Source organism: Serratia sp. CY47280 (assembly GCF_052168655.1).
In the GTDB taxonomy this organism is placed as follows: Bacteria; Pseudomonadota; Gammaproteobacteria; order Enterobacterales; family Enterobacteriaceae; genus Serratia; species Serratia bockelmannii.
In genome coordinates, this window is the sequence record NZ_JBJNMG010000003.1 from 131,987 (window position 1) to 157,551 (window position 25,565).

Genomic DNA, 25,565 nt, shown 5'->3' on the forward strand with positions numbered 1-25,565 from the left:
AATACCAGCCGAAAAGTAAAAATCAGAATATTAATTTATATTAATTATTTTTGGTAAACGAACCAGCCCACCCTGAAAATAAGTTATTTTATCGCCGTAAAACCAAGAAACATCTTAATAAAAACCCAGATAGTTCTTAGCTTTTATCATGAGAAAAAAACGATCAGTTGAATATTATTTTTGTATGACCCCATTTTTTATCGCGTTACTTTGGGTTACCGGCCTCAATCAGAACGGATTTCATCCACTGGTGGCCTTTATCCCGCTCGGAGGATTCATGCCAGGAGAGATAGCAAGTGGCTTTATTATCGTTGCCACATAAAGGAACCGACTTTATTTTCAACGCTTCCGTCTGTTGCCGCACCAGCCAGGCGGGCGCAATCGCCACCATGTCCGTTTGCGACACCATATTCAACACGCTGTAGAGATCCGTGCACTGTTGTGTCACGGTGCGCAGCATCGGTTCCTCTAAATAAAAAGGTTTACTGAAAGAACCAAAACTTTCCAGAGAAACTGCCGCGTGCTGTTCGGCCAACATTTTCTCCGGCGTCACCTCCTCCCCTATTCGCGGGTGCGCCTGCGCGACCGCCAGCACTAATTCGTCGTCGAACATTGCCAGGCTGCGAAACTCCGCCGACTCGAAACGGCTGTAGCCGATGACAAACTCGACGTCCTGATAACGCAATTGATGTTCGATATTATTGTTAATGTATGACTTTATTTGCAGGTTAAGCTGCGGCGCGATCTGTTTGACGTGATTGATTATTCCAGCGCCCAGACGTAAATCGAGCGGGCTGCACAGCGACAAGGAGAACGCTCGCGTGCTGGTCAGCGGCTCAAACTCAGATCCCGGCAACTCATTTTGCACCAGCTGCAGCGCTTGCCGCACCGGCCCGAACAGCTGCCTGGCGCGCATAGTGGGCTGAATCCCGCGCCCGCAGCGCACAAACAGTTCATCGTTGAACATCACCTTCAGGCGCGCCACCGCGTTACTCACCGCCGGCTGCGACATCCCCAACGAATTAGCGGCTCGCGTAATATTTTGCATTTGCATCACGGCGTCAAACACCGTCAGCAAATTAAGATCGACGCTGCGCAAATGGATGTCCGCCGGCTCTTTGACCATGGCGATTTCTGAATCATATTCAGCCATATTTCACTCCACTAAATCCTGTGTAGATAATCTAATCCTTATGCTCGAAAAACAATGAAACGCCGCATTGTCTTATCTTTGCACGACAAATCCTGCTATTACCGTCATGAGCCGATAAAAAACCTCGTGTTATCGACACGATATAAGTCGTATATGGAATGCATGTCAGTCACTTATCCCGTCAGCAGGAAGAATGCTACCTGGGTGGTACCAACAATTAGGTATTAACAATGATTAATACAATTAAACAACGTAACCGCACTGTATGAGACAAACTATAAAAACACATCATAAGCAATCAAACCATCTAAAAACACCGCTCACTTTGTGTAAAATCGCATTATTTTGTTATATTATGACTAAAACAATCAATTAATCATATGAATCCAATTTCAATCATTTGAATTAAAAATGTTATTTTGTTGCCTCCCGTGATTAATCTCTCTTAATTTTCATCACAAATCTTAACCCAACAAAATCCAGAAGCAATTAGCGCAGTCTCTATTCGATTCGTTTATGCTAAGCAACACGCAAACTGCGCCCCACTTTTTCTCTAGAGCACCGCATTTTTACCGAATGTTCCTCTGTTTGGCCACTTAGCCGGTGCATTGTCCCCGCATTCAATCAGGTGTTGACATCGCCAGGCCAATCACGTATCAAATTAGGCAGACACCCAATTTAAGAGAAGCTGAACCCTTATGATCCGTACCCACCGTCTACTAGGCCTACTACTCAACGCATCTTGTTTGCGCGGTATGCCTGTGGATGAAGTTCGGAGCTGACTCAGCCGATCACCCATAAGAAACCCGCGCTACTGCGCGGGTTTTTTTTTGCCCGCTTAGCGTGAAATCAACACGATAAGGAATGCACCGATGAGCCAACAAGTCATTATTTTCGATACCACGCTGCGTGACGGCGAACAGGCATTGCAGGCCAGCCTGAGCGTAAAAGAGAAGATTCAGATTGCGCTGGCGCTGGAAAGAATGGGCGTTGACGTGATGGAAGTCGGCTTCCCGGTCTCTTCGCCGGGCGACTTCGAATCGGTGCAAACCATCGCGCGCCAGATCAAGAACAGTCGCGTCTGCGGCCTGGCCCGCTGCGTGGACAAAGACATCGACGTGGCCGCCGAAGCGCTGCGCGTCGCTGAAGCGTTCCGCATCCACGTGTTCCTGGCCACCTCCACCCTGCATATCGAATCGAAGCTGAAGCGCTCGTTCGACGAAGTGTTGGAGATGGCGGTGCGCTCGGTCAAACGCGCCCGCAACTACACCGACGACGTAGAGTTCTCCTGTGAAGACGCCGGCCGCACGCCGATCGACAATCTGTGCCGCGTGGTCGAAGCCGCCATCAACGCCGGCGCCACCACCATCAATATTCCGGACACCGTCGGCTACACCACGCCGAACCAGTTCGGCGGCATCATCACCACCTTGTATGACCGCGTGCCGAACATCGACAAAGCCATCATTTCCGTACACTGCCACGACGATTTGGGCATGGCGGTCGGCAACTCCATTGCCGCGGTCCAGGCCGGCGCCCGTCAGGTGGAAGGCACCCTGAACGGCATCGGTGAGCGCGCCGGCAACTGTTCACTGGAAGAGGTGATCATGGCGATTAAAGTGCGCCAGGACATCATGAACGTGCACACCAACATCAATCATCAGGAAATCTTCCGCACCAGCCAGATCGTCAGCCAGCTGTGCAACATGCCGATTCCGGCCAACAAGGCGATCGTCGGCGCCAACGCCTTCGCCCATTCCTCCGGCATTCACCAGGACGGCGTGCTGAAGAACCGCGAAAACTACGAAATCATGACCCCGCAGTCGATCGGCCTGAAGGACGTGCAGTTGAACCTGACCTCCCGCTCCGGCCGCGCGGCGGTGAAACACCGCATGGAAGAGATGGGCTACCAGGAGCAGGACTACAACCTGGATACCCTGTATGCCGCCTTCCTGAAGCTGGCCGACAAAAAAGGCCAGGTGTTCGACTATGACCTGGAGGCGTTGGCCTTCATCAATAAACAGCAGGAAGAGCCGGAGCACTTCAGCCTGGGCTACTTCAGCGTGCAGTCCGGCAGCAGCATCATGGCCACCGCCTCGGTGAAACTGATCTGCGGCGGCGAAGAGAAAGCCGAAGCCGCCACCGGCAACGGCCCGGTCGATGCGGTCTATCAGGCGATCAATCGCATCACCGATTACCCGATCGAGCTGGTGAAGTACCAGTTGACCGCCAAGGGCCATGGCCGCGACGCGCTGGGCCAGGTGGATATCGTCGTCTCTTACAACGGCCGCCGCTTCCACGGCGTAGGCCTGGCGACCGACATCGTCGAATCCTCTGCCAAGGCAATGGTGCACGTGTTGAACAATATTTGGCGCTCACAGCAGGTAGAAAAAGAAAAGCAGCGCCTGCAGCAAAACAAACATCAAAATAATCAGGAAACGGTGTGAACATGACGAAGACTTATCACATTGCCGTCTTGCCCGGAGACGGCATCGGCCCGGAAGTAATGGCTCAGGCGCGCAAAGTATTGGACGCGGTGCGTCAACGCTTTGATATTCGCATCACCACCGCCGAGTACGACGTCGGCGGCATCGCCATCGATCGCCACGGCAGCCCGTTGCCGGCGGCGACCGTCGCCGGCTGCGAGCAGGCCGACGCCATCCTGTTCGGCTCGGTGGGCGGCCCGAAATGGGAACACCTACCGCCGGCCGAGCAGCCGGAACGCGGCGCGCTGTTGCCGCTGCGCAAGCACTTCAAACTGTTCAGCAACCTGCGCCCGGCCCGCCTGTATCAAGGGCTGGAGGCATTCTGCCCGCTGCGCGCCGACATCGCCGCCCGCGGCTTCGACATTCTGTGCGTGCGCGAACTGACCGGTGGCATCTACTTCGGCCAACCGAAGGGCCGCGAAGGCCAGGGCATGCAGGAGCGCGCTTTCGATACCGAGGTGTATCACCGTTTCGAGATTGAACGCATCGCACGCATCGCCTTCGAATCCGCCCGCAAGCGCCGCCACAAGGTGACGTCGATCGACAAGGCCAACGTACTGCAAAGCTCCATCCTGTGGCGTGAAGTGGTCAATCAGGTTGCCAAGGATTACCCGGACGTGTCGCTGTCGCACATGTATATCGACAACGCCACCATGCAGCTGATCAAGGATCCGTCCCAATTCGACGTGCTGCTGTGCTCCAACCTGTTCGGCGACATCCTGTCCGACGAATGCGCGATGATCACCGGCTCGATGGGCATGTTGCCATCCGCCAGCCTGAACGAGCAAGGCTTCGGCCTGTACGAGCCGGCGGGCGGTTCCGCGCCGGATATTGCAGGCAAAGGCATCGCCAACCCAATTGCGCAGATCCTGTCCGCCACCCTGCTGCTGCGTTACAGCCTGGGCGCCGATGAAGCGGCCGACGCCGTGGAGCGCGCCATCAACCAGGCGTTGGAACAGGGCTACCGCACCGCCGATCTGGCCGGTGACGGCAAAGCCGTCAGCACCGATGAAATGGGCGACATCATCGCTCGCTTTGTAGCTCAGGGGGCATAACATGGCCAAGACCTTATATCAGAAGCTGTACGACGCCCACGTGGTATACGAAGCGCCGAACGAAACGCCGTTGCTGTATATCGACCGTCACCTGGTGCACGAAGTCACCTCGCCGCAGGCGTTCGACGGCCTGCGCGCCATGGGCCGCAAGGTACGCCAGCCCGGCAAAACCTTCGCCACCATGGATCACAACGTGTCGACCCAGACCAAAGACATCAACGCCAGCGGCGAGATGGCACGTATCCAGATGCAGGAGTTGATCAAGAACTGCGCGGAATTCGGCGTTTCGTTGTATGACCTGAATCACCCCTTCCAGGGCATCGTGCACGTGATCGGGCCTGAGCAAGGCATGACGCTGCCGGGCATGACCATCGTCTGCGGCGACTCGCACACCGCCACCCACGGCGCTTTCGGCTCGCTGGCGTTCGGCATCGGCACCTCCGAAGTGGAACACGTGCTGGCGACCCAGACTCTGAAGCAGGGCCGGGCCAAAACCATGAAGATTGAAGTCACCGGCGACGCCGCCGAGGGCATCACCGCCAAAGACATCGTGCTGGCGGTGATCGGCAAAACCGGCAGCGCCGGCGGCACCGGCCACGTGGTGGAGTTCTGCGGCAAGGCGATCGAAGCGTTGAGCATGGAAGGCCGCATGACCCTGTGCAACATGGCGATCGAAATGGGCGCCAAAGCCGGCTTAGTGGCGCCGGACGACACCACCTTCGCCTACCTGAAGGGGCGCCAGTTCGCGCCAACCGGCGAAAACTGGGAGCAGGCGGTCGCTTACTGGCGCACGTTGAAGTCCGACGCCGACGCCCAGTTCGATACCGTGGTGACGCTGCGCGCCGAAGAGATCGCGCCGCAGGTCACCTGGGGCACCAACCCCGGCCAGGTGATCGCCGTCAATCAAGCGATCCCGGCGCCGGAATCGTTCAACGATCCGGTCGAGCGCGCCTCGGCCGAGAAAGCGCTGGCCTACATGGATTTGAAGCCGGGCATCAAATTGACCGACGTGCCGATCGACAAAGTGTTCATCGGCTCCTGCACCAACTCCCGCATCGAAGATCTGCGCGCGGCAGCGGCGATCGCCAAAGGGCGCAAGGTCGCCAGCGGCGTGCAGGCCATCGTGGTGCCGGGATCCGGCCCGGTGAAGGCCCAGGCGGAAGCCGAAGGGTTGGACAAAATCTTTATCGAAGCCGGTTTCGAATGGCGTTTGCCGGGTTGCTCAATGTGTCTGGCGATGAACAACGACCGTCTGAATCCGGGCGAGCGCTGCGCATCCACCAGCAACCGTAATTTCGAAGGGCGTCAGGGCCGCGGTGGGCGCACCCACCTGGTCAGCCCGGCGATGGCCGCCGCGGCCGCCGTCGCCGGTCACTTCGCCGACATCCGTGATATTCACTAAGGGGCTAACGTGGCTAAATTTACTCAACATACCGGCTTAGTGGTGCCTTTGGATGCGGCCAACGTCGACACCGACGCCATTATTCCCAAGCAGTTCTTACAGAAGGTCACCCGCACCGGTTTCGGCCAGCATCTGTTCAACGACTGGCGCTTCCTCGACGATGCCGGCCAGCAACCGAACCCGGCGTTCGTGCTGAACAAACCGCGCTATAAAGGCGCCAGCATCCTGTTGGCGCGGGAGAACTTCGGCTGCGGCTCCTCGCGCGAACACGCCCCTTGGGCGCTGACCGACTACGGGTTCAAAGTGGTGATCGCGCCGAGCTTCGCCGATATCTTCTACGGCAACTCATTTAACAACCAGCTGTTGCCAGTAACGCTGAGCGAGCAGCAGGTGGATGAGCTGTTCAAACTGGTAGACGCCAACGAAGGGACGGAGTTCGTGGTGGATCTGGAGAACCAGACGGTCAACGCCGGCGGCAAAAGCTATCCGTTCGAAATCGACAGCTTCCGCCGCCACTGCATGATCAACGGGCTGGACAGCATCGGCCTGACGCTGCAGCACGAAGTGGACATCTCCCGCTACGAAGCGCAGCAGCCGGCGTTTCTGAATTAATCCCCTTCACCCGCCGCCCGGCGGGTGAATTTTTTCCTCACCAGTAGCCCAGCAGCTTCCACCACGCCCCGCCGATCAGCATCCAGATCAGCAGGTTAACCACACTCATCACCCATCCCGCTTTCCACCATTCTCCCAGCGTCACATAGCCGGAGCCAAAGATGATCGGCGCGGTGCCGGTGCCGTAATGCGTCAGCGACATCATCAGCGAAGAAGAAAACGCCAGGATCAGGCCCAGCAGCGCCGGTGGCGCGCCAAGCGCGATGCCGGCGGCGAAGAAGGCGGCGAACATCGCCGTCACGTGTGCGGTGGTGCTGGCGAAGAAATAGTGCGAATACAAGTAGATGAGAGTCAGCAAGATCGTACCGCCCACCCAGCTCATACCCATATGGTCAATGCCGTTGCCCACGGTCTGCGACAGCCAGCCGATCAGCCCCAGCTTGCCGAGGAAACTGGCCATCATCACCAGCGCCGAGAACCACACCACGGTGTCCCAGGCCCCTTTATGCTTCAGCACATCCTCCCAGCTCAGCACGCCAGTGGCCAGCAACACCGCCAGGCCGATCAGCGCCGCGGTGGTGGGATTGACCGCCAGCGCCGGGCCGAAGATCATCGCCGGAATGCCGGCCCACAGTATCAGCAACAGCGCGAACACCCCGAGGGTAATTTTTTCCGGCAGCGTCACCGGCCCCAACGCCTGCAGTTTTTCGCGCGCGAAGCGCGGCGCGTCCGGGGTGCTTTTCACCTCCGGCGGATACAGCAGGTAGATGACCAGCGGCATCACGAGCAGCGAACACAACCCAGGTACCAGGGCGGCAATCGCCCACATCGACCAGGACAGCTCGAAGCTGCCATGGGTGCCTTTGGCGATCAGGCTGACGATCAACGGGTTAGGCGCAGTGGCGGTGATAAACATCGCCGAGGTGACCGGGTTGATGTTGTAGTTCACCAGCGACAGGTAGCGGCCGATCTTGCCGGAGGTATTGAGCTCCGGTTTTGAACCGAAACTGTCGGCGATCGATTTCATGATCGGGTGAATGATGCCGCCGCCGCGCGCGGTGTTGCTCGGCGTCACCGGCGCCAGCGTGGTTTCCGCCAGCGTCAGTGCATAGGCGATGCCCAGCGTTTTTTTGCCGAACAGCGAAATAAAATAGTAGCCGATGCGCGCGCCCAGCCCGGTTTTGTTCAGGCTGAGGGAGATCATGATCGAAAAGCCGATCAGCCAGATCAGCTGGTTGGAAAAACCGCTGAGCGCATCGTCCAGCGCGGCCCCCGGCTTGCCGGGATTGGTGACGCCGGTCACCGCCACCAGGGCGATGGCGATCACCGAGACCGCGCCAATCGGCATCGCTTTGCCGATAATGGCGATGATGGTGCCGATAAACAGCGCCAGCAGCTGCCAGGCGTTGGGCGCAACGCCCTCCGGCACGGGAATGAGGAACCAGATAATCAGCGTGGCGGCCAGGGCGCACAAGGAAGGAAGCGGTTTGAGCGGTGTGAGTTTATCCATAACGTTCCCACTGTTCTAAACAACAAGGCGGCATCTCAATAGCGAGACGGGCGTGGGCGCAACGATCGCGCTCCATATGCCTTCAGCTTGGGCGTCCGCATCAGCCTTCTCAATGACTTGCATCAAGAATGCCGTCGTTTAACCTCACACTTCACGCACTTTGGCGCTCATCCCGAGCGCCGCCAGCGCCAACAGCGCCGCCATCCAATACACCGAGCCATGACCGAGGTTCTCCACCAGCGCGCCCTGCAGCACCCCGGCCAGGATCACCCCGGTCGAGATGCTGTTGGTGAACAGCGTGGTGGCGGCGCCCGGTCGGCCCGGCATCAAATCCTGAAAATAGAGCATGCCGATACCGGCGACGATACCGATAAACACCGCGTTGAGCAGCTGCAGCGCGATCAGGGCCGGCTTGCTCTCCAGTACCGTCAGCCCGAGGTAAAACAGCACGCCTGCCACCACCGCCAGCAGCATCATGTTGCGCTTGCCGAAGCGTTTGACGTAGTAACCGGCCAGCAGCATCGCCGGGATCTCCAGCCCGGCGGCGGTGCCCATCAACACCCCGGCCAACCCTTCCGGCAGGCCAAGATCGGCGGTGATATACAGCGGCATATCGATGATATACAAGGTGTTGCAGGTCCACATCAGCATTGAGGCGATGAACAGCAGCCGCACGTCGCGATTGCGCCAGGCACTGGCGGGCGCGATCGGCGCAGACACCCCACCCTGCAGCCCCTCATTTTCCGCCGCGCGCGGCACCGAAGGCAGCATAAACCCCACCAGCAGCACGCAAACCGCGAAGGTGGCGGCGGCGATCAGGAACATCACGGTGAATCCGTAGTTCAGCGCCAACGCAAACGACAGCGGCGGGCCGATCACCCACGCCAGCGAAAGCTGGGCGCGCATCACCGAGCTGAACATCACCACTTCACGCGCCTCGCTATCGGCATATTCCCGCGCCAGCGCGAAGATCTGCGGCATGGCGGTGTTGGCAACGGCGGACATCAGCACCCCGGCGGTGATCAGCGTCAGGTAGTCGCGGTTAAAGGCGAACAACAGGCAGTTACCGACCGCCATCAGGCAGCACAGCAGGATCAGCCTGCGGCGATCGCCGCGGGTGTCGGAACGTTTGGCCAGCAGGAAGCTGACGACGATGCCGGCCACCGCGTTGGCGGTGTAAAACAGCCCGACCCACAGCGGCCGCACCTTAACTTCGGTGGTCAGAAACAGGCTGAGCGTCGGCGTCAGCAATGCGCCGGCGATGCCGGAGAGAAAAGCGATCAGTAGGAATGCGGCAAAGATGGGGTTAATGCGCAGTGACAACCGGCTCAGGCGTTGCATATCGTCTTCCCTGACCTCAAAGCAGAAGAAAGAACCTTAGGCCACGGCAAGAAAAATGCAAGCGCATCGCCATGTCCATGCATAAAAAAACCAGTGGGTTGCCCCACTGGCTGGTGAAACAGCACCATTACTCAGAAACTTGTTGCCGCAGCCCCTACAGGTGCTCGCGATATTGCTTATCGGTCATCTCTTTGATGTCCCATTGCGTCAGGTGTGCCAGCATCGCCAGCCGCGCCTGTTCGGGCACCACGCTCAGCCAGTCGGCGCGTTGACGGCGCACCGCGCTGAAATAGCGCTGATAGAACTGTTTGTATAAGAAAGCTTTCATGATTACGCCCTCCCCTTTCATTGATGAATATTATCGGCGTAATATAGGGAAAGAAAAATTGACGAGTTGAGGCGGGAGCGTTCCTCTTTTATGTCCACGTCCAGATTGCAGCAACAGTTCATCCGCCTGTGGCAGCGCTGCCACGGTGAAACCACCGACACCACCCTGCAGGATCTGGCGGAGGTGCTCAGCTGCTCGCGGCGCCACGTGCGCTCCCTGCTGAGCGCCATGCAGCGGGAAGGCTGGCTCACCTGGCAGGCGGAGTCGGGGCGCGGCAAGCGTTCACGGTTAACCTTCCACTACACCGGCCTGGCGCTGCAGCAACAGCGGGCCGAGGAGCTGTTGGAACAGGATCGCATCGATCAGTTGGTGCAGCTGGTGGGCGACAAAAACGTGGTGCGCCAAATGCTGCTGTCGCAGCTGGGGCGTAGCTTCCGCCAGGGTAAACACATCCTGCGGGTGCTCTACTACCGGCAGTTGTACAACCTGCTGCCCGGCTCGGCGCTGCGGCGTTCGGAAACCCATTTGGCGCGCCAGATCTTCAACGGCCTGACGCGCATAAATGAGGAAAACGGGGAACTGGAGTCCGATCTGTCCCACCATTGGCAGGCGCTGACGCCCTTGCACTGGCGGTTTTACCTGCGCCCGGCGATCCATTTTCATCACGGCCGTGAGCTGGAGATGGCAGACGTCATCACTTCCCTCTCGCGTCTGACCTCGCAACCGCTGTTCTCACATATCGAAAGCGTCACCTCGCCGACGCCGTTCGTTATCGACGTGCATCTGCGCAGCCCCGACCACTGGCTACCCTGGCTGCTGGGCAGCGTGCAGGCCATGATCCTGCCGCGCGAATGGCGCGAACTGCCGGACTTTGCCCGCCATCCGGTCGGCACCGGCCCCTACCGCGTGGTGCGCAATCTTCCCAGCCAGATGAAGATCCACGCCTTCGACGACTATTTCGGCTACCGGGCGCTGATCGACGAGGTGAACATCTGGGTGCTGCCGGAGTTCTCCGAAGAGCTGGTGCACTCCGGCGTGCAGCTGCAGGGCGATGAAACCGGCAAAAACGAACTGGAAAGCCGACTGGAAGAGGGCTGTTATTTCTTGCTGTTCGATCAGCGTTCCCCGCTGGCCGCCGACCCCGCCATTCGCAGCTGGCTGTGCGAATTGATCAACCCCATTTCATTGCTGAGCCACGCCGGGCCGCTCTACCAGCGCTATTGGTCGCCGGCATACGGCCTGCTGCCGCGCTGGCACCACAACCGCACGCTGGCGCAGCAACCCAAACCGGCGGGGCTGACTGAACTGACGATGACCCACTTCAATGAGCATTCGGAGTTTCACGCCATTCGCCAGGCGATCGAACCGCTGTTGGCGCAGCACGGCATCCGCCTGATCGTACAAAGCGTGGATTACGCCACCTGGCACCAGGGCGACGCGCGCAGCGATCTGTGGCTCGGCAGCGCCAACTTCTATCTGCCGCTGGAGTTTTCGCTGTTCGCCACGCTGTACGAACTGCCGCTGATGCAGCACTGCATGAACGAGGATCTGGCGCAGGACGCGGAGTTATGGCGCGCCAACCGCTTGCCGCTGGCGGAGTTTTGCCAGCGGCTAGTCAGCAACCACCAGCTACATCCGCTGTTCCACCACTGGCTGCAGCTGCACGGCCAGCGCAGCATGCGCGGCGTGCGAATGAACACCCTCGGCTGGTTCGACTTCAAGTCAGCCTGGTTTGCCCCGCCGGAGGCATAAGCGCCTTTCGCCCGGGTCGGTTAATCTTTACAATAGCGCCGTCTCAACGGGGTGCGGTGAGTCGGGCCGTGTGCATAAGCCCGATTTTCCGCTGAGAGCACACCCGTCGAACCTGATCCGGTCAATACCGGCGGAGGGATTTGAGCCCAGCGAACCGGCGACGCCGCCTCGCCCCCTCAGATACCCTTGCCCCCTTATTTTTCAGGAGTGCAACGTGGTCAAAAAATATCTGCCCTGCTTATTGCTGCTATGCGCTGCGCCGGTGTTCGCCAAGCCGACGCTGACGGTTTACACCTACGATTCCTTTGCCGCCGACTGGGGCCCTGGCCCGGCGGTAAAAAAAGCCTTCGAAGCCGAGTGCGACTGTGAGCTGAAGTTCGTGGCGCTGGAAGACGGCGTCTCACTGCTCAACCGCCTGCGCATGGAAGGCAAGAACAGCGCCGCCGACGTGGTGCTGGGACTGGACAACAACCTGTTGCAGGCGGCGCAGCAAACCGGCCTGTTCGCGCCGAGCGGCGTCGACACCGCCAAACTGACGGTGCCGGGCGGCTGGCAGGATACGACCTTCGTGCCTTACGACTACGGGTACTTCGCCTTCGTCTACAACAAAGAAAAACTGAAGAATCCACCGAAGAGCCTGCAGGAGCTGATCAGCAGCGATCGCGACTGGAAGGTGATTTACGAAGATCCGCGCACCAGCACGCCGGGCCTCGGCCTGCTGCTGTGGATGCAAAAAGTGTATGGCGACAAGGCGCCGGCCGCCTGGCAGCAATTGGCGAAGAAGACCGTCACCGTCACCAAAGGTTGGAGCGAGGCCTACGGCCTGTTCCTAAAAGGCGAAGGCGATCTGGTGCTCAGCTACACCACTTCTCCCGCCTATCACCTGATCGCAGAGAAAAAAGACCTTTACGCCGCCGCCACGTTCAGCGAAGGCCACTACCTGCAGGTGGAAGTGGCGGGCAAGCTGAAGGCCGCCAAACAGCCTGAGCTGGCCGAGCGTTTCATGCGGTTCATGGTGACGCCGGCGTTCCAGAACACCATCCCGACCGGCAACTGGATGTATCCGGTGATCAACACCCCGCTGCCCGTCGGCTTTGAGCAGATGAACGTGCCGCAGACCGCGCTGCAATACAGCGCCGAAGAGGTGGCCACACAACGCGGCGGTTGGATCCGGGCATGGCAAACCGCCGTCAGCCGCTGATCCCCCGCTGGCTCTGGCCGGGGCTGCTGGCCGCCGGCGTGATCCTGCTGGTCGCCGCACTGGCGATGGGCTCGCTGTGGCGCCATGCGCCGGACAGCGACTGGCGCGGCCTGTGGCAGGACAGCTACCTGTGGCACGTGGTGCGCTTCACCTTCTGGCAGGCGCTGCTGTCAGCGCTGATTTCGGTGCTGCCCGCCGTTCTGCTGGCGCGCGCGCTCTATCGCCGCCGTTTCCCCGGCCGGCAGCTGTTGCTGCGGCTGTGCGCCATGACGCTGGTGCTGCCGGTGCTGGTGGCGGTGTTCGGCCTGCTCAGCGTCTATGGGCGCCAGGGCTGGCTGGCGACGCTGTGCGGCTGGCTGGGCGTCGAATATGGCTTCTCGCCCTACGGGCTGCAGGGCATTCTGCTGGCGCACCTGTTCTTTAACCTGCCACTGGCCGCCCGCCTGTTGCTGCAGGCGCTGGAGAACATTCCGGTGGAGCAGCGCCAACTGGCCGCCCAACTGGGTATGAGCGGCTGGCAGCAGTTCCGCTTCGTCGAATGGCCGGCGCTGCGCCGCCAGATCCTGCCGAGCGGCGCGTTGATCTTCATGCTGTGTTTCGCCAGCTTCGCCACCGTGCTGTCGCTGGGCGGCGGACCGCAGGCCACCACCATCGAACTGGCGATCTACCAGGCGCTGAGTTACGACTACGATCTGGGCCGCGCCGCCCTGCTGGCTCTGATCCAACTGGGCTGTTGTCTGGGGCTGGTGCTGATCAGCCAACGCCTGAGCCAGGCATTGCCGGTAGGGCATACCCACGCCCAGCGCTGGCGCAACCCGGAAGACAGCCGGTGGCGGCGCATCAGCGATTTTCTGCTGATCGCCGCCGCGCTGCTGCTGCTGCTGCCGCCCCTGCTGGCGGTGATTGCCGACGGCGCCAATCAGGCCGTCGTCAGCGTGCTGCGCCAGCCGGTGCTGTGGCAGGCGCTGTTCACGTCGCTGCGCATCGCCCTCGGCGCCGGGCTATTGTGCGTGGCGCTCACGATGATGCTGCTGTGGAGCAGCCGCGAGCTGAAGCTGCGACAGCAACTGCGCGGCGGCCAGGCGCTGGAGCTGAGCGGCATGGTGATCCTGGCGATGCCGGGCATCGTGCTGGCCACTGGCTTCTTCCTGCTGCTGAGCGATACGATCGGGCTGCCGCAGTCGCCCTATGCGCTGGTGATCCTCACCAATGCGCTGATGGCGGTGCCCTATGCGCTGAAGGTGTTGGAGAACCCGATGCGCGACCTCGCCGAACGTTACAACCCGCTGTGCCTGTCGCTGGATATCCGCGGCTGGCAGCGGCTGCGGCTGATCGAACTACGCGCCCTGCGCCGCCCGCTGGCGCAGGCGCTGGCCTTCGCCTGCGTGCTGTCGATCGGCGATTTCGGCGTGGTCGCCTTGTTTGGCAATGAGCATTTCCGTACCCTGCCTTTTTACCTGTATCAGCAGATTGGCGCCTACCGCAGCAACGACGGGGCGGTGACCGCGCTGCTGCTGCTGCTGCTGTGCTTCCTGCTGTTTACCCTGATCGAACGCTTACCGGGGCGCCATGCTGACGCTTGAAAAACTGACCTACCTGTATGAACACCTGCCGATGCGCTTTGATCTGCGCATCCAGCCGGGCGAGCGCGTCGCGGTGCTCGGCCCCAGCGGCGCCGGTAAAAGCACCCTGCTGAGCCTGATCGCCGGTTTTCTGCCGGCGGCCAGCGGCCGGCTGCTGCTGAACGGCGAAGATCATACCGCAACGCCGCCGGCCAAACGGCCGGTGTCGATGCTGTTTCAGGAGAACAACCTGTTCGCGCACCTGACGGTGGCGCAGAACATCGGGCTGGGATTGGATCCCGGTCTGCACTTGACTGAACAGCAGCGCCAACAGCGGGCGCATATCGCCCGTCAGGTCGGCCTGGAGGAGCACCTGGAGCGCCTGCCGTCGCAGCTTTCCGGCGGCCAGCGTCAGCGCGCCGCGCTGGCGCGCTGTTTGATTCGCCAACGGCCGATCCTGCTGCTCGACGAGCCCTTCTCGGCGCTCGATCCGGCGCTGCGCAACGAGATGTTGCAGCTGCTGCAGACGGTGTGCGAACAGCGTAATCTGACGCTGCTGATGGTGTCGCACAATCTCGACGACGCCGCACGCATCGCACCGCGCACGCTGCTGGTGGTCGACGGCCGCATCTACTACGACGGCCCGACGCAGGCCCTGCTGGACGGCAGCGCACCGGAAGCGCGCGTGCTGGGCATTTCGGGTAAAGCGTGATCTGACGCGCGTTTTTTATGCTGCGCCAATAAACCTGTTGTGCGAATTTTGCGCCTGTGTTTTTATAAAAACCTGACTTTTTTTACTGATGATAAGGTTCCCTGTGATCGCATCCTCGCTGACTTCGACCCTACTAGTTACCGCGCTACCAGCCGCGGTGGTCGTCGTGCGTGTGGTGGTGGTCGTCGGCAATGCGCCGTAGGGTCCGAATCAACGCATCGATTCCCAAACCCCGCCGGCGCAAACCGGGCGGGGTTTCTTGTTTTAGCACCCTGCCCAGCAAAGCTCACCGGCCTTGAGAAAGGACAGGAACATGGCAACTTCGGGCACGCCTCAATCGAGTACCCGCTTCACCGGCGCACAATTGATCGTTCATTTGCTGGAACGTCAGGGCATCACCACCGTCGCCGGCATCCCCGGCGGTGCGGCGCTGCCGCTGTATGACGCGCTGAGCCAAAGCACCCGCATTCACCACGTGCTGGCGCGCCACGAACAGGGCGCGGGCTTTATGGCGCAAGGCATGGCGCGCGCCAACGGCAAGGCGGCGGTGTGCATCGCCTCCAGCGGGCCGGGCGCCACCAACCTGGTCACCGCTATCGCCGACGCCAAGCTCGACTCCATTCCGCTGGTGTGCATCACCGGTCAGGTGCCCTCCTCGATGATCGGCACTGACGCCTTCCAGGAAGTGGATACCTACGGCATTTCCATCCCGATCACCAAGCACAACCATCTGGTGCGCGATATCCGCGAACTGCCGCAGGTGATTGGCGACGCCTTCCGCATCGCCGAGTCCGGCCGCCCCGGCCCGGTCTGGATCGATGTGCCGAAAGACGTGCAAACCGCCACCATTACCCTGGAAGAACTGCCGCCGATCGCCGTGCCGGACGCCGCTCCGAGCTTCGATCCGGCGCTGGTTTCTCAGGCCGCCACGATGATCAACCAGGCGAAACGCCCGATCCTCTACCTGGGCGGCGGCATCATCTGCGCCGACGCTCACCGCCAGGCGGTGGAACTGGCCGAGCGCGCCGGTCTGCCTACCACCATGACGCTGATGGCGCTGGGCGCGATGCCGGTGGAACACCCGCTGTCGCTGGGCATGCTGGGCATGCACGCGGCGCGCAGCACCAACTTCATTCTGCAGGAGGCCGATCTGCTGATCGTGCTGGGCGCACGCTTCGACGATCGGGCAATCGGCAAAACCGAGCAGTTCTGCCCTAACGCCGCCATCATTCACGTGGATATCGACCGCGCCGAGCTGGGCAAGGTCAAACAGGCCAACGTGGCAATCCATGCCGACGTCGGCCAGGTGCTGGAACAGCTGCTGCCGCAGATCGACACGCAGCCACGCAGCGCATGGCTGAACACCGTCAACGACCTGAAACGCGAATTCCCGTTCAACATGCCGAACGCCGACGATCCGCTGAGCCATTACGGCCTGGTGCTGGCCGCCGCGCGCTGCTTGGACGACAGCGCCATTATCACCACCGACGTGGGCCAGCATCAGATGTGGGTGGCGCAGGCCTATCCGCTGAGCCGGCCGCGCCAGTGGCTGACGTCGGGCGGCCTGGGCACCATGGGCTTCGGTCTGCCGGCGGCGATCGGTGCGGCGCTGGCGGAGCCCGAGCGTAAAGTGCTGTGCTTTTCCGGCGACGGTAGCCTGATGATGAACATTCAGGAAATGGCCACCGCCGTCGAACACGATCTGGACGTGAAAATCATTTTGATGAACAACCAGGCGCTGGGGCTGGTGCACCAGCAGCAAACCCTGTTCTACCAGCAGCGCATCTTCGCCGCCGCCTATCCGAAGCGCACCGACTTTCTGAAGATCGCCGCCGGATTCGGGTTGGATACCTGCGATCTGAACGCCGCGGAAGATCCGCAGGCCGCGCTGGCCGAAGCGATCCAACGCCCGGGTCCTTGCCTGATCCACGCGCTGATCGACATCAACGAAAAAGTGTTCCCGATGGTGCCGCCGGGCGCCGCCAACATCGACATGATTGGAGAATAAGCCATGCTGCAACCACAAGATAAACCCCAGGTGATCCTGGAGCTGGCCGTGCGCAACCATCCCGGCGTCATGTCGCACGTTTGTGGGTTGTTCGCCCGCCGCGCGTTCAACGTCGAAGGCATTCTGTGTCTGCCGCTGAAGGACGGCCAGCAGAGCCGCATTTGGCTATTGGTCGCCGACGATCAGCGGCTGGAGCAAATGATAAGCCAGGTAGAAAAGCTGGAAGACGTGCTGCAGGTGAAGCGCCACAGCGAAGACGTGCGGGTATTTGAACAGCTGGAAGCCTTCTTCCAGTGATACGAAGGGGGCTTACGCCCCCGCAATCATTGCCCGGCCAGCACTTTCCACAGCAGGTGCCGGTACACCGGCATCAGCGGCTGTTGGCTCAGCAGATAGCCGACCGCCAACGCCGCCAGCCAACTCAATCCGCACACCACGCGCAGCCGCAGCGGCGTCAGCCAACGGCTCAGCCGATCGGCGTTGCGCTTGCCCTCACGCCACCAGCGCCAGCTCAGCCACACCGCCAGCCAGAGGGTAAGCGCCGCAGCGAGCAGCAACCACTTGAACATCGCGCTGTTGGCGCCGGCGGGAATGTCGATCGCCACGCCCGCCAGGATGCCGGGGAAGAAATAGACCGGCGGCCAGGTCAGGCAACCAATGATGTTCGGCAACGCGAACTTGTACGGCGGCAAATCGAGCATGCCGGCCACCATCGGCACCAGCGGGCGCGTCGGGCCAACGAAGCGGCCGATCAGAATGGTCGCCATGCTGTGCTGGTGCAAGGCATGTTCGGTTTTGTCGAGCAATGCTTTGTTCTTTTTCAGGAACGACCAGCGGTGCAAAGGCCCCTTAAAGGCGCGGCCGACGAAATAGGAGATCCAGTCGCCAAGCAGGCAGCCGACGATCCCCGCCGCCCAGGCGTAGTAAAAGTCCACTTTGCCGCTGCCGATCAGCGCGCCGATGCTGGCCATCATCACCGTGCCGGGCAGCAGCAGCCCCACCAGCGCTAGCGACTCGAGAAAAGCGACCAGCAGAACGACCATCAGGGTGAAAGCCAGTGACTGGGTGATCAAATCTTGTAAATAGGCTTCCATTACACCTCTGCGGATTATTCGGGCCAAACGGGGCGGAGGATTTTCCAGCGCCGCCGCTGGCGAGTCAATCGATGAATTGTATGCGTATTTGGCAACGCGCGCGGCGATGGACAATCACTGTATAAAAACCCATACTATAATATATCTATATTAGCGCCAAAACCGACATCACGCTGAACGTCGCACACGCCGCCCGGTGGAAAACGAAGGGGTTATGACAGCACTGCAACAGGGTTTCCTGCTCACTCGCCACTGGCGCGACACGCCCGCCGGCACCGAGGTCGAATTTTGGCTGGCGACCGACGCAGGCCCGCGCCAACTGCGCTTGCCGCCGCAGACCTCGGTGGCGTTTATCCCCGCCGAACAAAGGCAGCGCGCGGAACTGCTGCTGCGTGAAGAGCGGCAGGTGGAACTGAAACCGCTGGCGCTGACGGATTTTCATCACCGCCCGATGCTGGGGCTGTACTGCCGCCAGCACCGTCAGCTCATCAAGCTGGAAAAGCTGCTGCGGGAAGGCGGCGTTGCGGTCTACGAGGCCGACATTCGCCCGCCCGAGCGCTACCTGATGGAACGCTTCATTACCGCGCCGGTGTGGTTCAACGGCCAGGGCAACGGCGATGGGCCGTTGCTCAGCGGCCAGATGAAGCCGGCACCGGACTACCGCCCGGCGCTCAGGCTGGTGTCGCTGGATATCGAAACTACCGCCCACGGCGAGCTTTACTCCATCGCGCTGGAAGGTTGTGGCCAGCGGCAGGTCTACATGCTGGGGCCGGCCAACGGCGGCGATGAGCCCCTGGATTTCGATCTGGAATACTGCGCCAGCCGTCCTCAGTTGCTGGAACGGCTGAACGCGTGGCTGGAGCGTCACGATCCCGACGCCATCATCGGCTGGAACCTGGTACAGTTCGATCTGCGGGTGCTGCAAAAGCACGCCGAACGCTACCAAATCCCGCTGCGGCTGGGGCGCGGCGGCAACCTGCTGGAGTGGCGCGAGCATGGCTTCAAGCAGAATCACTTTTTCGCCGCCGCCGCCGGCCGCCTGATCATCGACGGCATCGAGGCGCTGAAATCCGCCACCTGGAATTTTCCCTCCTTCAGCCTGGAATACGTTTCGCAGGAACTGCTGGGCGAAGGCAAGGCTATCGACAACCCTTATCAGCGCATGGCGGAGATCGACCGACGCTTCGCCGAAGACAAGCCGGCGCTGGCCCGTTACAACCTGAAGGACTGCGAGCTGGTGACGCGCATCTTCGCCAAGGCCGATCTGCTCAACTTCCTGCTGGAGCGCGCCACCGTCACCGGGTTGGCGGCCGATCGCAGCGGCGGATCGGTGGCGGCCTTCAGCCACCTCTATATGCCGCGCATGCATCGCCTGGGCTTTGTTGCCCCCAACCTCGGCGAACAGCCGGAGGAGCACAGCCCCGGCGGCTTTGTGATGGACTCCCAGCCCGGCCTGTACGATTCGGTGCTGGTACTGGACTATAAAAGCCTGTACCCGTCGATCATCCGCACCTTCCTGATCGATCCGGTAGGATTGGTGGAAGGCATGCGCCACCCCAGCGACGCCGACTCGGTGCCCGGCTTTCGCAACGCCCGCTTCTCGCGCAGCAAACACTGCCTGCCGGCGATCGTCGAGCAGATCTGGCAGGGGCGCGAGGCCGCCAAGCGCCAACACAACAAGCCCCTGTCGCAGGCGTTGAAGATCATCATGAACGCGCTGTACGGCGTGCTGGGATCGAGCGGCTGCCGCTTCTTCGATCCGCGGCTGGCGTCGTCGATCACCCTGCGCGGCCACGAGATCATGCGCCAAACCCGCGAGCTGATCGAAGCCGAAGGCTATCAGGTGATTTACGGCGACACCGACTCCACCTTCGTCTGGCTGAAACAGCCGCATGACGAGCAGCAGGCCGCGCAGATCGGCCGGGCGCTGGTGCAACGGGTCAACGCCTGGTGGCAACAGCATCTGCAGCAGCAGTTCGGGCTGGAGAACGCGCTGGAGCTGGAGTTCGAAACCCACTATTCCCGCTTCCTGATGCCGACCATTCGCGGCGCCGAGCAGGGCAGCAAGAAACGCTACGCCGGCCTGATCGCGCGCGCCGACGGCCAGGAAGAAATGGTGTACAAAGGCCTGGAAACGGTGCGCACCGACTGGACGCCGCTGGCGCAGGAGTTCCAGCAGCAGCTCTATCAGCGCATCTTCAAACGGCAACCCTACCAGGACTACGTGCGCGACTACGTCGGCAAAACCCTGAACGGCGACTTCGACGATCAATTGGTGTACCGCAAACGGCTGCGCAGGAAGCTCGACGACTATCAGCGCAACGTGCCGCCGCACGCCCGCGCCGCACGCATCGCCGACGACTACAACCGCAGCCAGGGGCGGCCGCTGCAGTATCAGAACGGCGGCTGGATCAGCTACGTGATGACCGTCGCCGGGCCGGAACCGCTGGAAACCCGCCATTCGCCCATCGACTATCAGCATTACCTCGAACGCCAGCTGCAACCGGTGGCAGACGCTATACTCCCTTTCTTGCACGACGATTTCACTACGCTGGTCACCGGGCAGATGGGGCTGTTTTGAGATTGCGCCAGGTTAAGAAAAATCATCCGGTTTTGCAGGTGACGAACGCGCCGCCTTCCATTACCATAGCGCCCTTCCCAAAACTGAACCACGCTTAGCCCTGCCGTCTCGCGACGTCTGCATGGCGTGAACGGCTATTGCCCGTCAAATTTAAAACAAACCGGGATTAACCGATGTTCAGTACAGGTGCCGCGGCCCTTCCCGCCCGGTAACAAGACTTACTTACAAAGAATCGAGCCGACAATATATGCCTTTTACTCTTGGTCAACGCTGGATCAGCGATACGGAAAGCGAATTAGGACTGGGCACCGTCGTGGCGCTGGACGCGCGCATGGTTACCCTGCTTTTCCCCGCCACCGGTGAAAACCGCCTCTATGCCAGAAATGATTCGCCGATCACCCGCGTGATGTTCAACCCGGGCGATACCGTCAGCAGCCACGAGGGATGGCAGCTGCAGGTGGAAGAGGTGAAAGAGGAAAACGGTCTGTTGACCTATATCGGCACCCGCCAGGACACCCAGGAAGGCGGCGTGGCGATGCGCGAAGTGCTGCTGGACAGCAAGCTGACCTTCAGCAAACCGCAGGATCGTCTGTTCGCCGGCCAGATCGACCGCATGGACCGTTTCGCGCTGCGTTTCCGCGCGCGCAAATACCAGAGCGAGCAGTATCGGCTGCCGTTCGCCGGCCTGCGCGGCATGCGCGCCAGCCTGATCCCGCACCAGCTGCACATCGCTCATGAAGTCGGCCAGCGCCATGCGCCGCGCGTTCTGCTGGCGGACGAAGTCGGCCTCGGCAAAACCATCGAAGCCGGCATGATCATCCACCAGCAACTGCTGGCGGGCCGCGCCGAACGCGTGCTGATCGTGGTGCCGGAAACGCTGCAGCACCAGTGGCTGGTGGAGATGATGCGCCGCTTCAACCTCTACTTCTCGCTGTTCGACGACAGCCGCTACGCCGAAGCCAAGCTCGACAGCAGCAACCCGTTCGAGACCGAACAGCTGGTGATCTGCTCGCTGGACTTCGTGCGCCGCAACAAGCAGCGCCTGGAAGAGCTGGCGGACGCCCAGTGGGATCTGTTGGTGGTCGATGAAGCGCACCACCTGGCCTGGAGTGAAGAAGCGCCGAGCCGCGAATATCAGGTGATCGAACAGCTGGCCGAGCATATCCCCGGCGTGCTGCTGCTGACCGCCACCCCGGAGCAGCTGGGCCAACAGAGCCACTTTGCGCGCCTGCGCCTGCTCGATCCGAACCGTTTCCACGACTACGGCGAGTTCGTCGCCGAACAGCAGAAATACCGTCCGGTGGCCGACGCCGTCACCCTGCTGCTGAGCGGTGAACGCCTGGCCGACGACAAGCTGAACCTGCTGGGCGAGCTGATCGACGAGCAGGACATCGAACCGCTGCTCAAAGCGGCCAACAGCGAAGGCGACAACGCCGAGCAGGCGCGCCAGGAGCTGGTTTCCATGCTGATGGATCGCCACGGCACCAGCCGCGTGCTGTTCCGCAACACCCGTAACGGCGTGAAGGGCTTCCCGCACCGCAACCTGCACCAGATCAAGCTGCCATTACCGACCCAGTATCAGACCGCGATCAAAGTCTCCGGCATCATGGGTGCCAAGAAGTCCGTCGAAGCGCGCGCGCGCGACATGCTGTACCCGGAGCAGATCTACCAGGAATTCGAAGGCGAAAACGCCACCTGGTGGAACTTCGACCCGCGCGTCGAGTGGTTGCTGGACTACCTGCTGGCCAACCGTAACGAAAAAGTGCTGGTGATCTGCGCCAAAGCCGACACCGCGCTGCAGCTGGAGCAGGTGCTGCGCGAGCGTGAAGCGATCCGCGCCGCGGTGTTCCACGAAGGGCTGTCGATCATCGAGCGCGACCGCGCCGCCGCCTACTTCGCCTCCGAAGAGGAGGGCGCGCAGGTGCTGCTGTGTTCCGAGATCGGCTCCGAAGGCCGCAACTTCCAGTTCGCCAGCCAGCTGGTGATGTTCGATCTGCCGTTCAACCCGGATCTGCTGGAACAGCGTATCGGCCGTCTGGACCGTATCGGCCAAATGCACGATATCCAGATCATGGTGCCTTACCTGGAGCACACCGCGCAGGCGGTGCTGGGCCGTTGGTTCCACGAGGGGCTGGACGCCTTCGAACACACCTGCCCGACCGGCCGCACCATCTACGACAGCTGCTACGAGCAGTTGATCGGCTATCTGGCCGCGCCGACCGAGCAGGAAGGCTTCGACGAATTCATCCACGCCTGCCGCCAGCAGCACGATCAGTTGAAAGCGCAGCTGGAACAGGGCCGCGACCGGCTGCTGGAGATGCACTCCAACGGCGGCGACAAGGCCCAGGCGCTGGCCGCCGCCATCGCCGAGCAGGATAACGACGTCAACCTGGTGGGCTTCGCGCTCAACCTGTTCGACATCGTCGGCATCAATCAGGAAGACCGCAGCGACAGCCTGATCGTGCTGACGCCGTCCGATCATATGCTGGTGCCGGACTTCCCTGGCCTGCCGCAGGACGGCTGCACCGTCACCTTCGACCGCGATCAGGCGCTGTCGCGCGAAGACGCGCAGTTCGTCAGTTGGGAGCACCCGATCATCCGCAATGGCCTGGATCTGATCCTGTCCGGCGATACCGGCAGCTGCGCGGTGTCCCTGTTGAAAAACAAAGCGCTGCCGGTTGGCACCCTGCTGGTTGAACTGGTCTATGTGGTGGAGGCCCAGGCGCCGAAACACCTGCAGCTGACCCGCTTCCTGCCACCGACGCCGATCCGCATGCTGATGGACCGCAAGGGCACCAACCTGGCGGCGCAGGTCGAGTTTGAAAGCTTCAACCGCCAGTTGAACGCGGTCAACCGCCACACCTCCAGCAAGCTGGTCAATGCCGTGCAACAAGACGTGCACGCCATGCTGCAGCAGGCGGAAAGCCTGGTGGAAGCGCAGGCGCGCCAGCTTATCGAACAGGCGAAGCAAGAGGCGGACGACAAGCTGAGCGCCGAGCTGGCGCGTCTGGAAGCGCTGAAGGCGGTCAACCCGAACATCCGCGACGACGAAGTCGAGACGCTGGAGTTCAACCGCCGTCAGGTGCTGGCCAACCTCAATGAAGCCGGCTGGCGTCTCGACGCCATTCGACTGGTGGTGGTCACCCACCAATAACCGGCGCGATGCGGGGAGGCCACCGTCTCCCCGTTCGGCCCTTTTCGCGGAGCCAAGATGGAACCCTACAATCCCCCGCAGGACCCGCTGCACATCCTGTATCAGGATGAACACATCATGGTGGTCAACAAGCCCAGCGGCTTGCTGTCGGTACCCGGCCGCGCCCCGGAAAACAAAGACAGCCTGATGACCCGCATTCAGGCCGATCATCCGGCCGCCGAATCGGTGCACCGGCTGGATATGGCCACGAGCGGGGTGATCGTGGTGGCGCTCAACAAGGCCGCCGAGCGTGAGCTAAAGCGTCAATTTCGCGAACGCGAACCGAAGAAATCCTATATCGCCCGCGTTTGGGGACATATGGCGCATGATGAAGGGTTAGTGGATTTGCCGCTGATCTGCGACTGGCCGAACCGGCCGCTGCAAAAAGTGTGTTTTGATACCGGCAAAGCGGCGCAGACGGAATATCGGGTGCTGTCGCGCGACGCCGACGGCAGCACCCGCGTGAAGCTGACGCCGATCACCGGCCGCTCGCACCAACTGCGGGTGCACATGCTGGCGCTGGGACACCCGATCCTCGGCGACGGTTTCTATGCCCCGCCGGAAGCCAAAGCGATGGCGCCGCGGCTGCAGCTGCACGCGCAGGAGTTGCGCATCACCCACCCCGCCTTCCAGACGCCGATGCACTTTCGCGCCGAGCCGGATTTCTGAGCCCCATGTTAAACGGGCCCGGCATGCCGGGCCCGCTTGCATCGCTTATTTAAAACCTTTCTCGCGTTTGATCAGGTCGTACGCCGCCTGGATCTCCTGCGCTTTCTGCTTGGCCATTTCCATCATCTCCGGCGGCAAGCCTTTCGCCACCAGCTTATCCGGATGGTGTTCGCTCATCAGCTTGCGGTAGGCGCGTTTGATGGTGGCGGCATCGTCGCTGCTGCGCACGCCAAGCACCTTGCACGCATCGTCGAGCGTCGGGCCGCGCTGAGCCTGCTGATAGCCGCCCTGCGAATACCCGCCCTGCTGACCGCCGCCGAACTGACGCCCGCCCTCCATCATGCTGAGGAACTGATCGAACTGCGCGCGCGAAATGCCCAGCTCTTCGGCGATGACATACAGCACCTGACGTTCGTTCGGGTGCAGCGAGCCGTCGGCGAACGCCGCCTGAATCTGAATTTCCAGAAACATCCGAATCAGATCGAAGCGGCCGAAACAGATACTGCGGAACTGCTGCAGCGTCTCACGCAGCGGGAACTGGCTCTGTTTGCCCTCGCGGAACGCCTGCTGCGCCGCGGTGCGCGCTTCGCCGTGCAGTTGAAGGCGATCCATAAACAGGCTGGCGATCTGAATATCCGCCTCGGTGACGCGTCCTTTGGATTTGGTCAGGTGGCCCATCACCTGAAAAGTGGTGCGGAAAAACAGCGTTTGCCGCGTTTGCTGGTCGGTGAAAAACCCCCGACTGCGCTTGTTGCTGCGCGCCGTATCGATCATATGACCGATAATCAGCCCCAGAACTACACCCCAGAATCCCGCGCCAGACCAGATGGCGACGATGACGCCGAGCAGTTTTCCCCAATACTGCATATACTCCTCAATTATCATGCCGAAAGCCGCCCGCTCTCC

The 25,565-nt window shown here is 61.1% G+C and carries 20 protein-coding genes and 1 riboswitch; of the genes, 14 read left to right on the forward strand and 6 right to left on the reverse strand.

Features of this window, described 5'->3' with window-relative positions:
- Positions 1-205: 205 nt before the first annotated feature.
- Entirely contained in the window at positions 206-1,153 is a 948-nt protein-coding gene (gene leuO, locus ACJ8J4_RS14955) for a transcriptional regulator LeuO (RefSeq protein ID WP_025301560.1), read from the reverse strand.
- An 872-nt stretch (positions 1,154-2,025) separates the two neighbouring features.
- Here leuO and leuA point away from each other — a divergent pair.
- Genes leuA through leuD form a run of 4 tightly spaced genes read left to right on the forward strand, consistent with a single transcriptional unit; the run spans position 2,026 to position 6,708 of the window.
- Positions 2,026-3,600, forward strand: coding sequence for a 2-isopropylmalate synthase (leuA, locus tag ACJ8J4_RS14960; protein ID WP_033641848.1), 1,575 nt, complete (start codon positions 2,026-2,028; stop codon positions 3,598-3,600).
- Between the two features lie 2 nt (positions 3,601-3,602).
- A complete protein-coding gene (leuB, locus tag ACJ8J4_RS14965; protein ID WP_025159635.1) occupies positions 3,603-4,694 on the forward strand; it encodes a 3-isopropylmalate dehydrogenase in 1,092 nt (363 codons plus the stop codon).
- A 1-nt stretch (position 4,695) separates the two neighbouring features.
- A complete protein-coding gene (gene leuC, locus ACJ8J4_RS14970) occupies positions 4,696-6,096 on the forward strand; it encodes a 3-isopropylmalate dehydratase large subunit (protein ID WP_025301558.1) in 1,401 nt (466 codons plus the stop codon).
- A 9-nt stretch (positions 6,097-6,105) separates the two neighbouring features.
- On the forward strand, positions 6,106-6,708 hold the full coding sequence (gene leuD / locus ACJ8J4_RS14975; RefSeq protein ID WP_043135950.1) for a 3-isopropylmalate dehydratase small subunit: 603 nt from the start codon (positions 6,106-6,108) through the stop codon (positions 6,706-6,708).
- 37 nt (positions 6,709-6,745) lie between these two features.
- Here leuD and ACJ8J4_RS14980 read toward each other — a convergent pair whose 3' ends face one another.
- The 3 genes from ACJ8J4_RS14980 to sgrT form a co-directional block, all read right to left on the reverse strand.
- A complete protein-coding gene (locus ACJ8J4_RS14980) occupies positions 6,746-8,218 on the reverse strand; it encodes a DASS family sodium-coupled anion symporter (RefSeq protein WP_025301557.1) in 1,473 nt (490 codons plus the stop codon).
- Positions 8,219-8,362: 144 nt separating this feature from the next.
- The gene (locus ACJ8J4_RS14985; protein WP_060434222.1) at positions 8,363-9,559 is read right to left on the reverse strand and encodes a sugar efflux transporter; all 1,197 of its coding nucleotides are present in this window, start codon (positions 9,557-9,559) and stop codon (positions 8,363-8,365) included.
- A 154-nt stretch (positions 9,560-9,713) separates the two neighbouring features.
- Complete coding sequence (sgrT, locus tag ACJ8J4_RS14990) at positions 9,714-9,887, reverse strand: glucose uptake inhibitor SgrT (protein ID WP_127146497.1); 174 nt, start codon at positions 9,885-9,887, stop codon at positions 9,714-9,716.
- A gap of 90 nt (positions 9,888-9,977) precedes the next feature.
- On the opposite strand from sgrT, the gene sgrR reads away from it, so the two are divergent.
- The 7 genes from sgrR (at position 9,978) to ilvN (ending at position 17,419) form a co-directional block, all read left to right on the forward strand.
- Positions 9,978-11,639, forward strand: coding sequence for an HTH-type transcriptional regulator SgrR (gene sgrR, locus ACJ8J4_RS14995; protein WP_043135953.1), 1,662 nt, complete (start codon positions 9,978-9,980; stop codon positions 11,637-11,639).
- Between the two features lie 37 nt (positions 11,640-11,676).
- Positions 11,677-11,796, forward strand: a riboswitch (TPP riboswitch).
- Between the two features lie 57 nt (positions 11,797-11,853).
- Positions 11,854-12,840: a thiamine ABC transporter substrate binding subunit gene (gene thiB, locus ACJ8J4_RS15000; RefSeq protein WP_089180559.1), complete on the forward strand. Its 987-nt coding sequence runs from the start codon at positions 11,854-11,856 to the stop codon at positions 12,838-12,840.
- Positions 12,816-14,423, forward strand: a complete 1,608-nt coding sequence (gene thiP, locus ACJ8J4_RS15005; protein ID WP_197836224.1) for a thiamine/thiamine pyrophosphate ABC transporter permease ThiP — start codon at positions 12,816-12,818, stop codon at positions 14,421-14,423. The genes thiB and thiP overlap by 25 nt, the downstream gene beginning before the upstream one ends.
- On the forward strand, positions 14,410-15,114 hold the full coding sequence (gene thiQ / locus ACJ8J4_RS15010) for a thiamine ABC transporter ATP-binding protein ThiQ (protein ID WP_122016520.1): 705 nt from the start codon (positions 14,410-14,412) through the stop codon (positions 15,112-15,114). Before thiP ends, thiQ begins: the two co-directional genes overlap by 14 nt.
- Positions 15,115-15,202: 88 nt before the next feature.
- Positions 15,203-15,316: an ilvB operon leader peptide IvbL gene (gene ivbL / locus ACJ8J4_RS15015; RefSeq protein WP_154747116.1), complete on the forward strand. Its 114-nt coding sequence runs from the start codon at positions 15,203-15,205 to the stop codon at positions 15,314-15,316.
- A gap of 111 nt (positions 15,317-15,427) precedes the next feature.
- The gene (gene ilvB / locus ACJ8J4_RS15020; protein WP_197836226.1) at positions 15,428-17,122 is read left to right on the forward strand and encodes an acetolactate synthase large subunit; all 1,695 of its coding nucleotides are present in this window, start codon (positions 15,428-15,430) and stop codon (positions 17,120-17,122) included.
- 3 nt (positions 17,123-17,125) lie between these two features.
- Complete coding sequence (ilvN, locus tag ACJ8J4_RS15025; RefSeq protein ID WP_016929110.1) at positions 17,126-17,419, forward strand: acetolactate synthase small subunit; 294 nt, start codon at positions 17,126-17,128, stop codon at positions 17,417-17,419.
- 26 nt (positions 17,420-17,445) lie between these two features.
- Here the strand turns inward: ilvN and ACJ8J4_RS15030 are convergent, their stop codons facing one another.
- The gene (locus ACJ8J4_RS15030) at positions 17,446-18,216 is read right to left on the reverse strand and encodes a DedA family protein (RefSeq protein ID WP_060448171.1); all 771 of its coding nucleotides are present in this window, start codon (positions 18,214-18,216) and stop codon (positions 17,446-17,448) included.
- 214 nt (positions 18,217-18,430) lie between these two features.
- On the opposite strand from ACJ8J4_RS15030, the gene ACJ8J4_RS15035 reads away from it, so the two are divergent.
- From ACJ8J4_RS15035 to rluA, 3 genes are all read left to right on the forward strand, one after another.
- Positions 18,431-20,797 carry a DNA polymerase II gene (locus tag ACJ8J4_RS15035; protein WP_197781130.1) on the forward strand — a complete coding sequence of 789 codons (2,367 nt, stop codon included), beginning with the start codon at positions 18,431-18,433 and terminating at the stop codon, positions 20,795-20,797.
- A gap of 247 nt (positions 20,798-21,044) precedes the next feature.
- A complete protein-coding gene (rapA, locus tag ACJ8J4_RS15040; protein WP_197781128.1) occupies positions 21,045-23,951 on the forward strand; it encodes an RNA polymerase-associated protein RapA in 2,907 nt (968 codons plus the stop codon).
- A 57-nt stretch (positions 23,952-24,008) separates the two neighbouring features.
- Positions 24,009-24,659 carry a bifunctional tRNA pseudouridine(32) synthase/23S rRNA pseudouridine(746) synthase RluA gene (gene rluA, locus ACJ8J4_RS15045; RefSeq protein WP_043135978.1) on the forward strand — a complete coding sequence of 217 codons (651 nt, stop codon included), beginning with the start codon at positions 24,009-24,011 and terminating at the stop codon, positions 24,657-24,659.
- A 45-nt stretch (positions 24,660-24,704) separates the two neighbouring features.
- Here rluA and djlA read toward each other — a convergent pair whose 3' ends face one another.
- On the reverse strand, positions 24,705-25,526 hold the full coding sequence (gene djlA / locus ACJ8J4_RS15050) for a co-chaperone DjlA (protein ID WP_025301546.1): 822 nt from the start codon (positions 25,524-25,526) through the stop codon (positions 24,705-24,707).
- Positions 25,527-25,565: the final 39 nt, after the last annotated feature.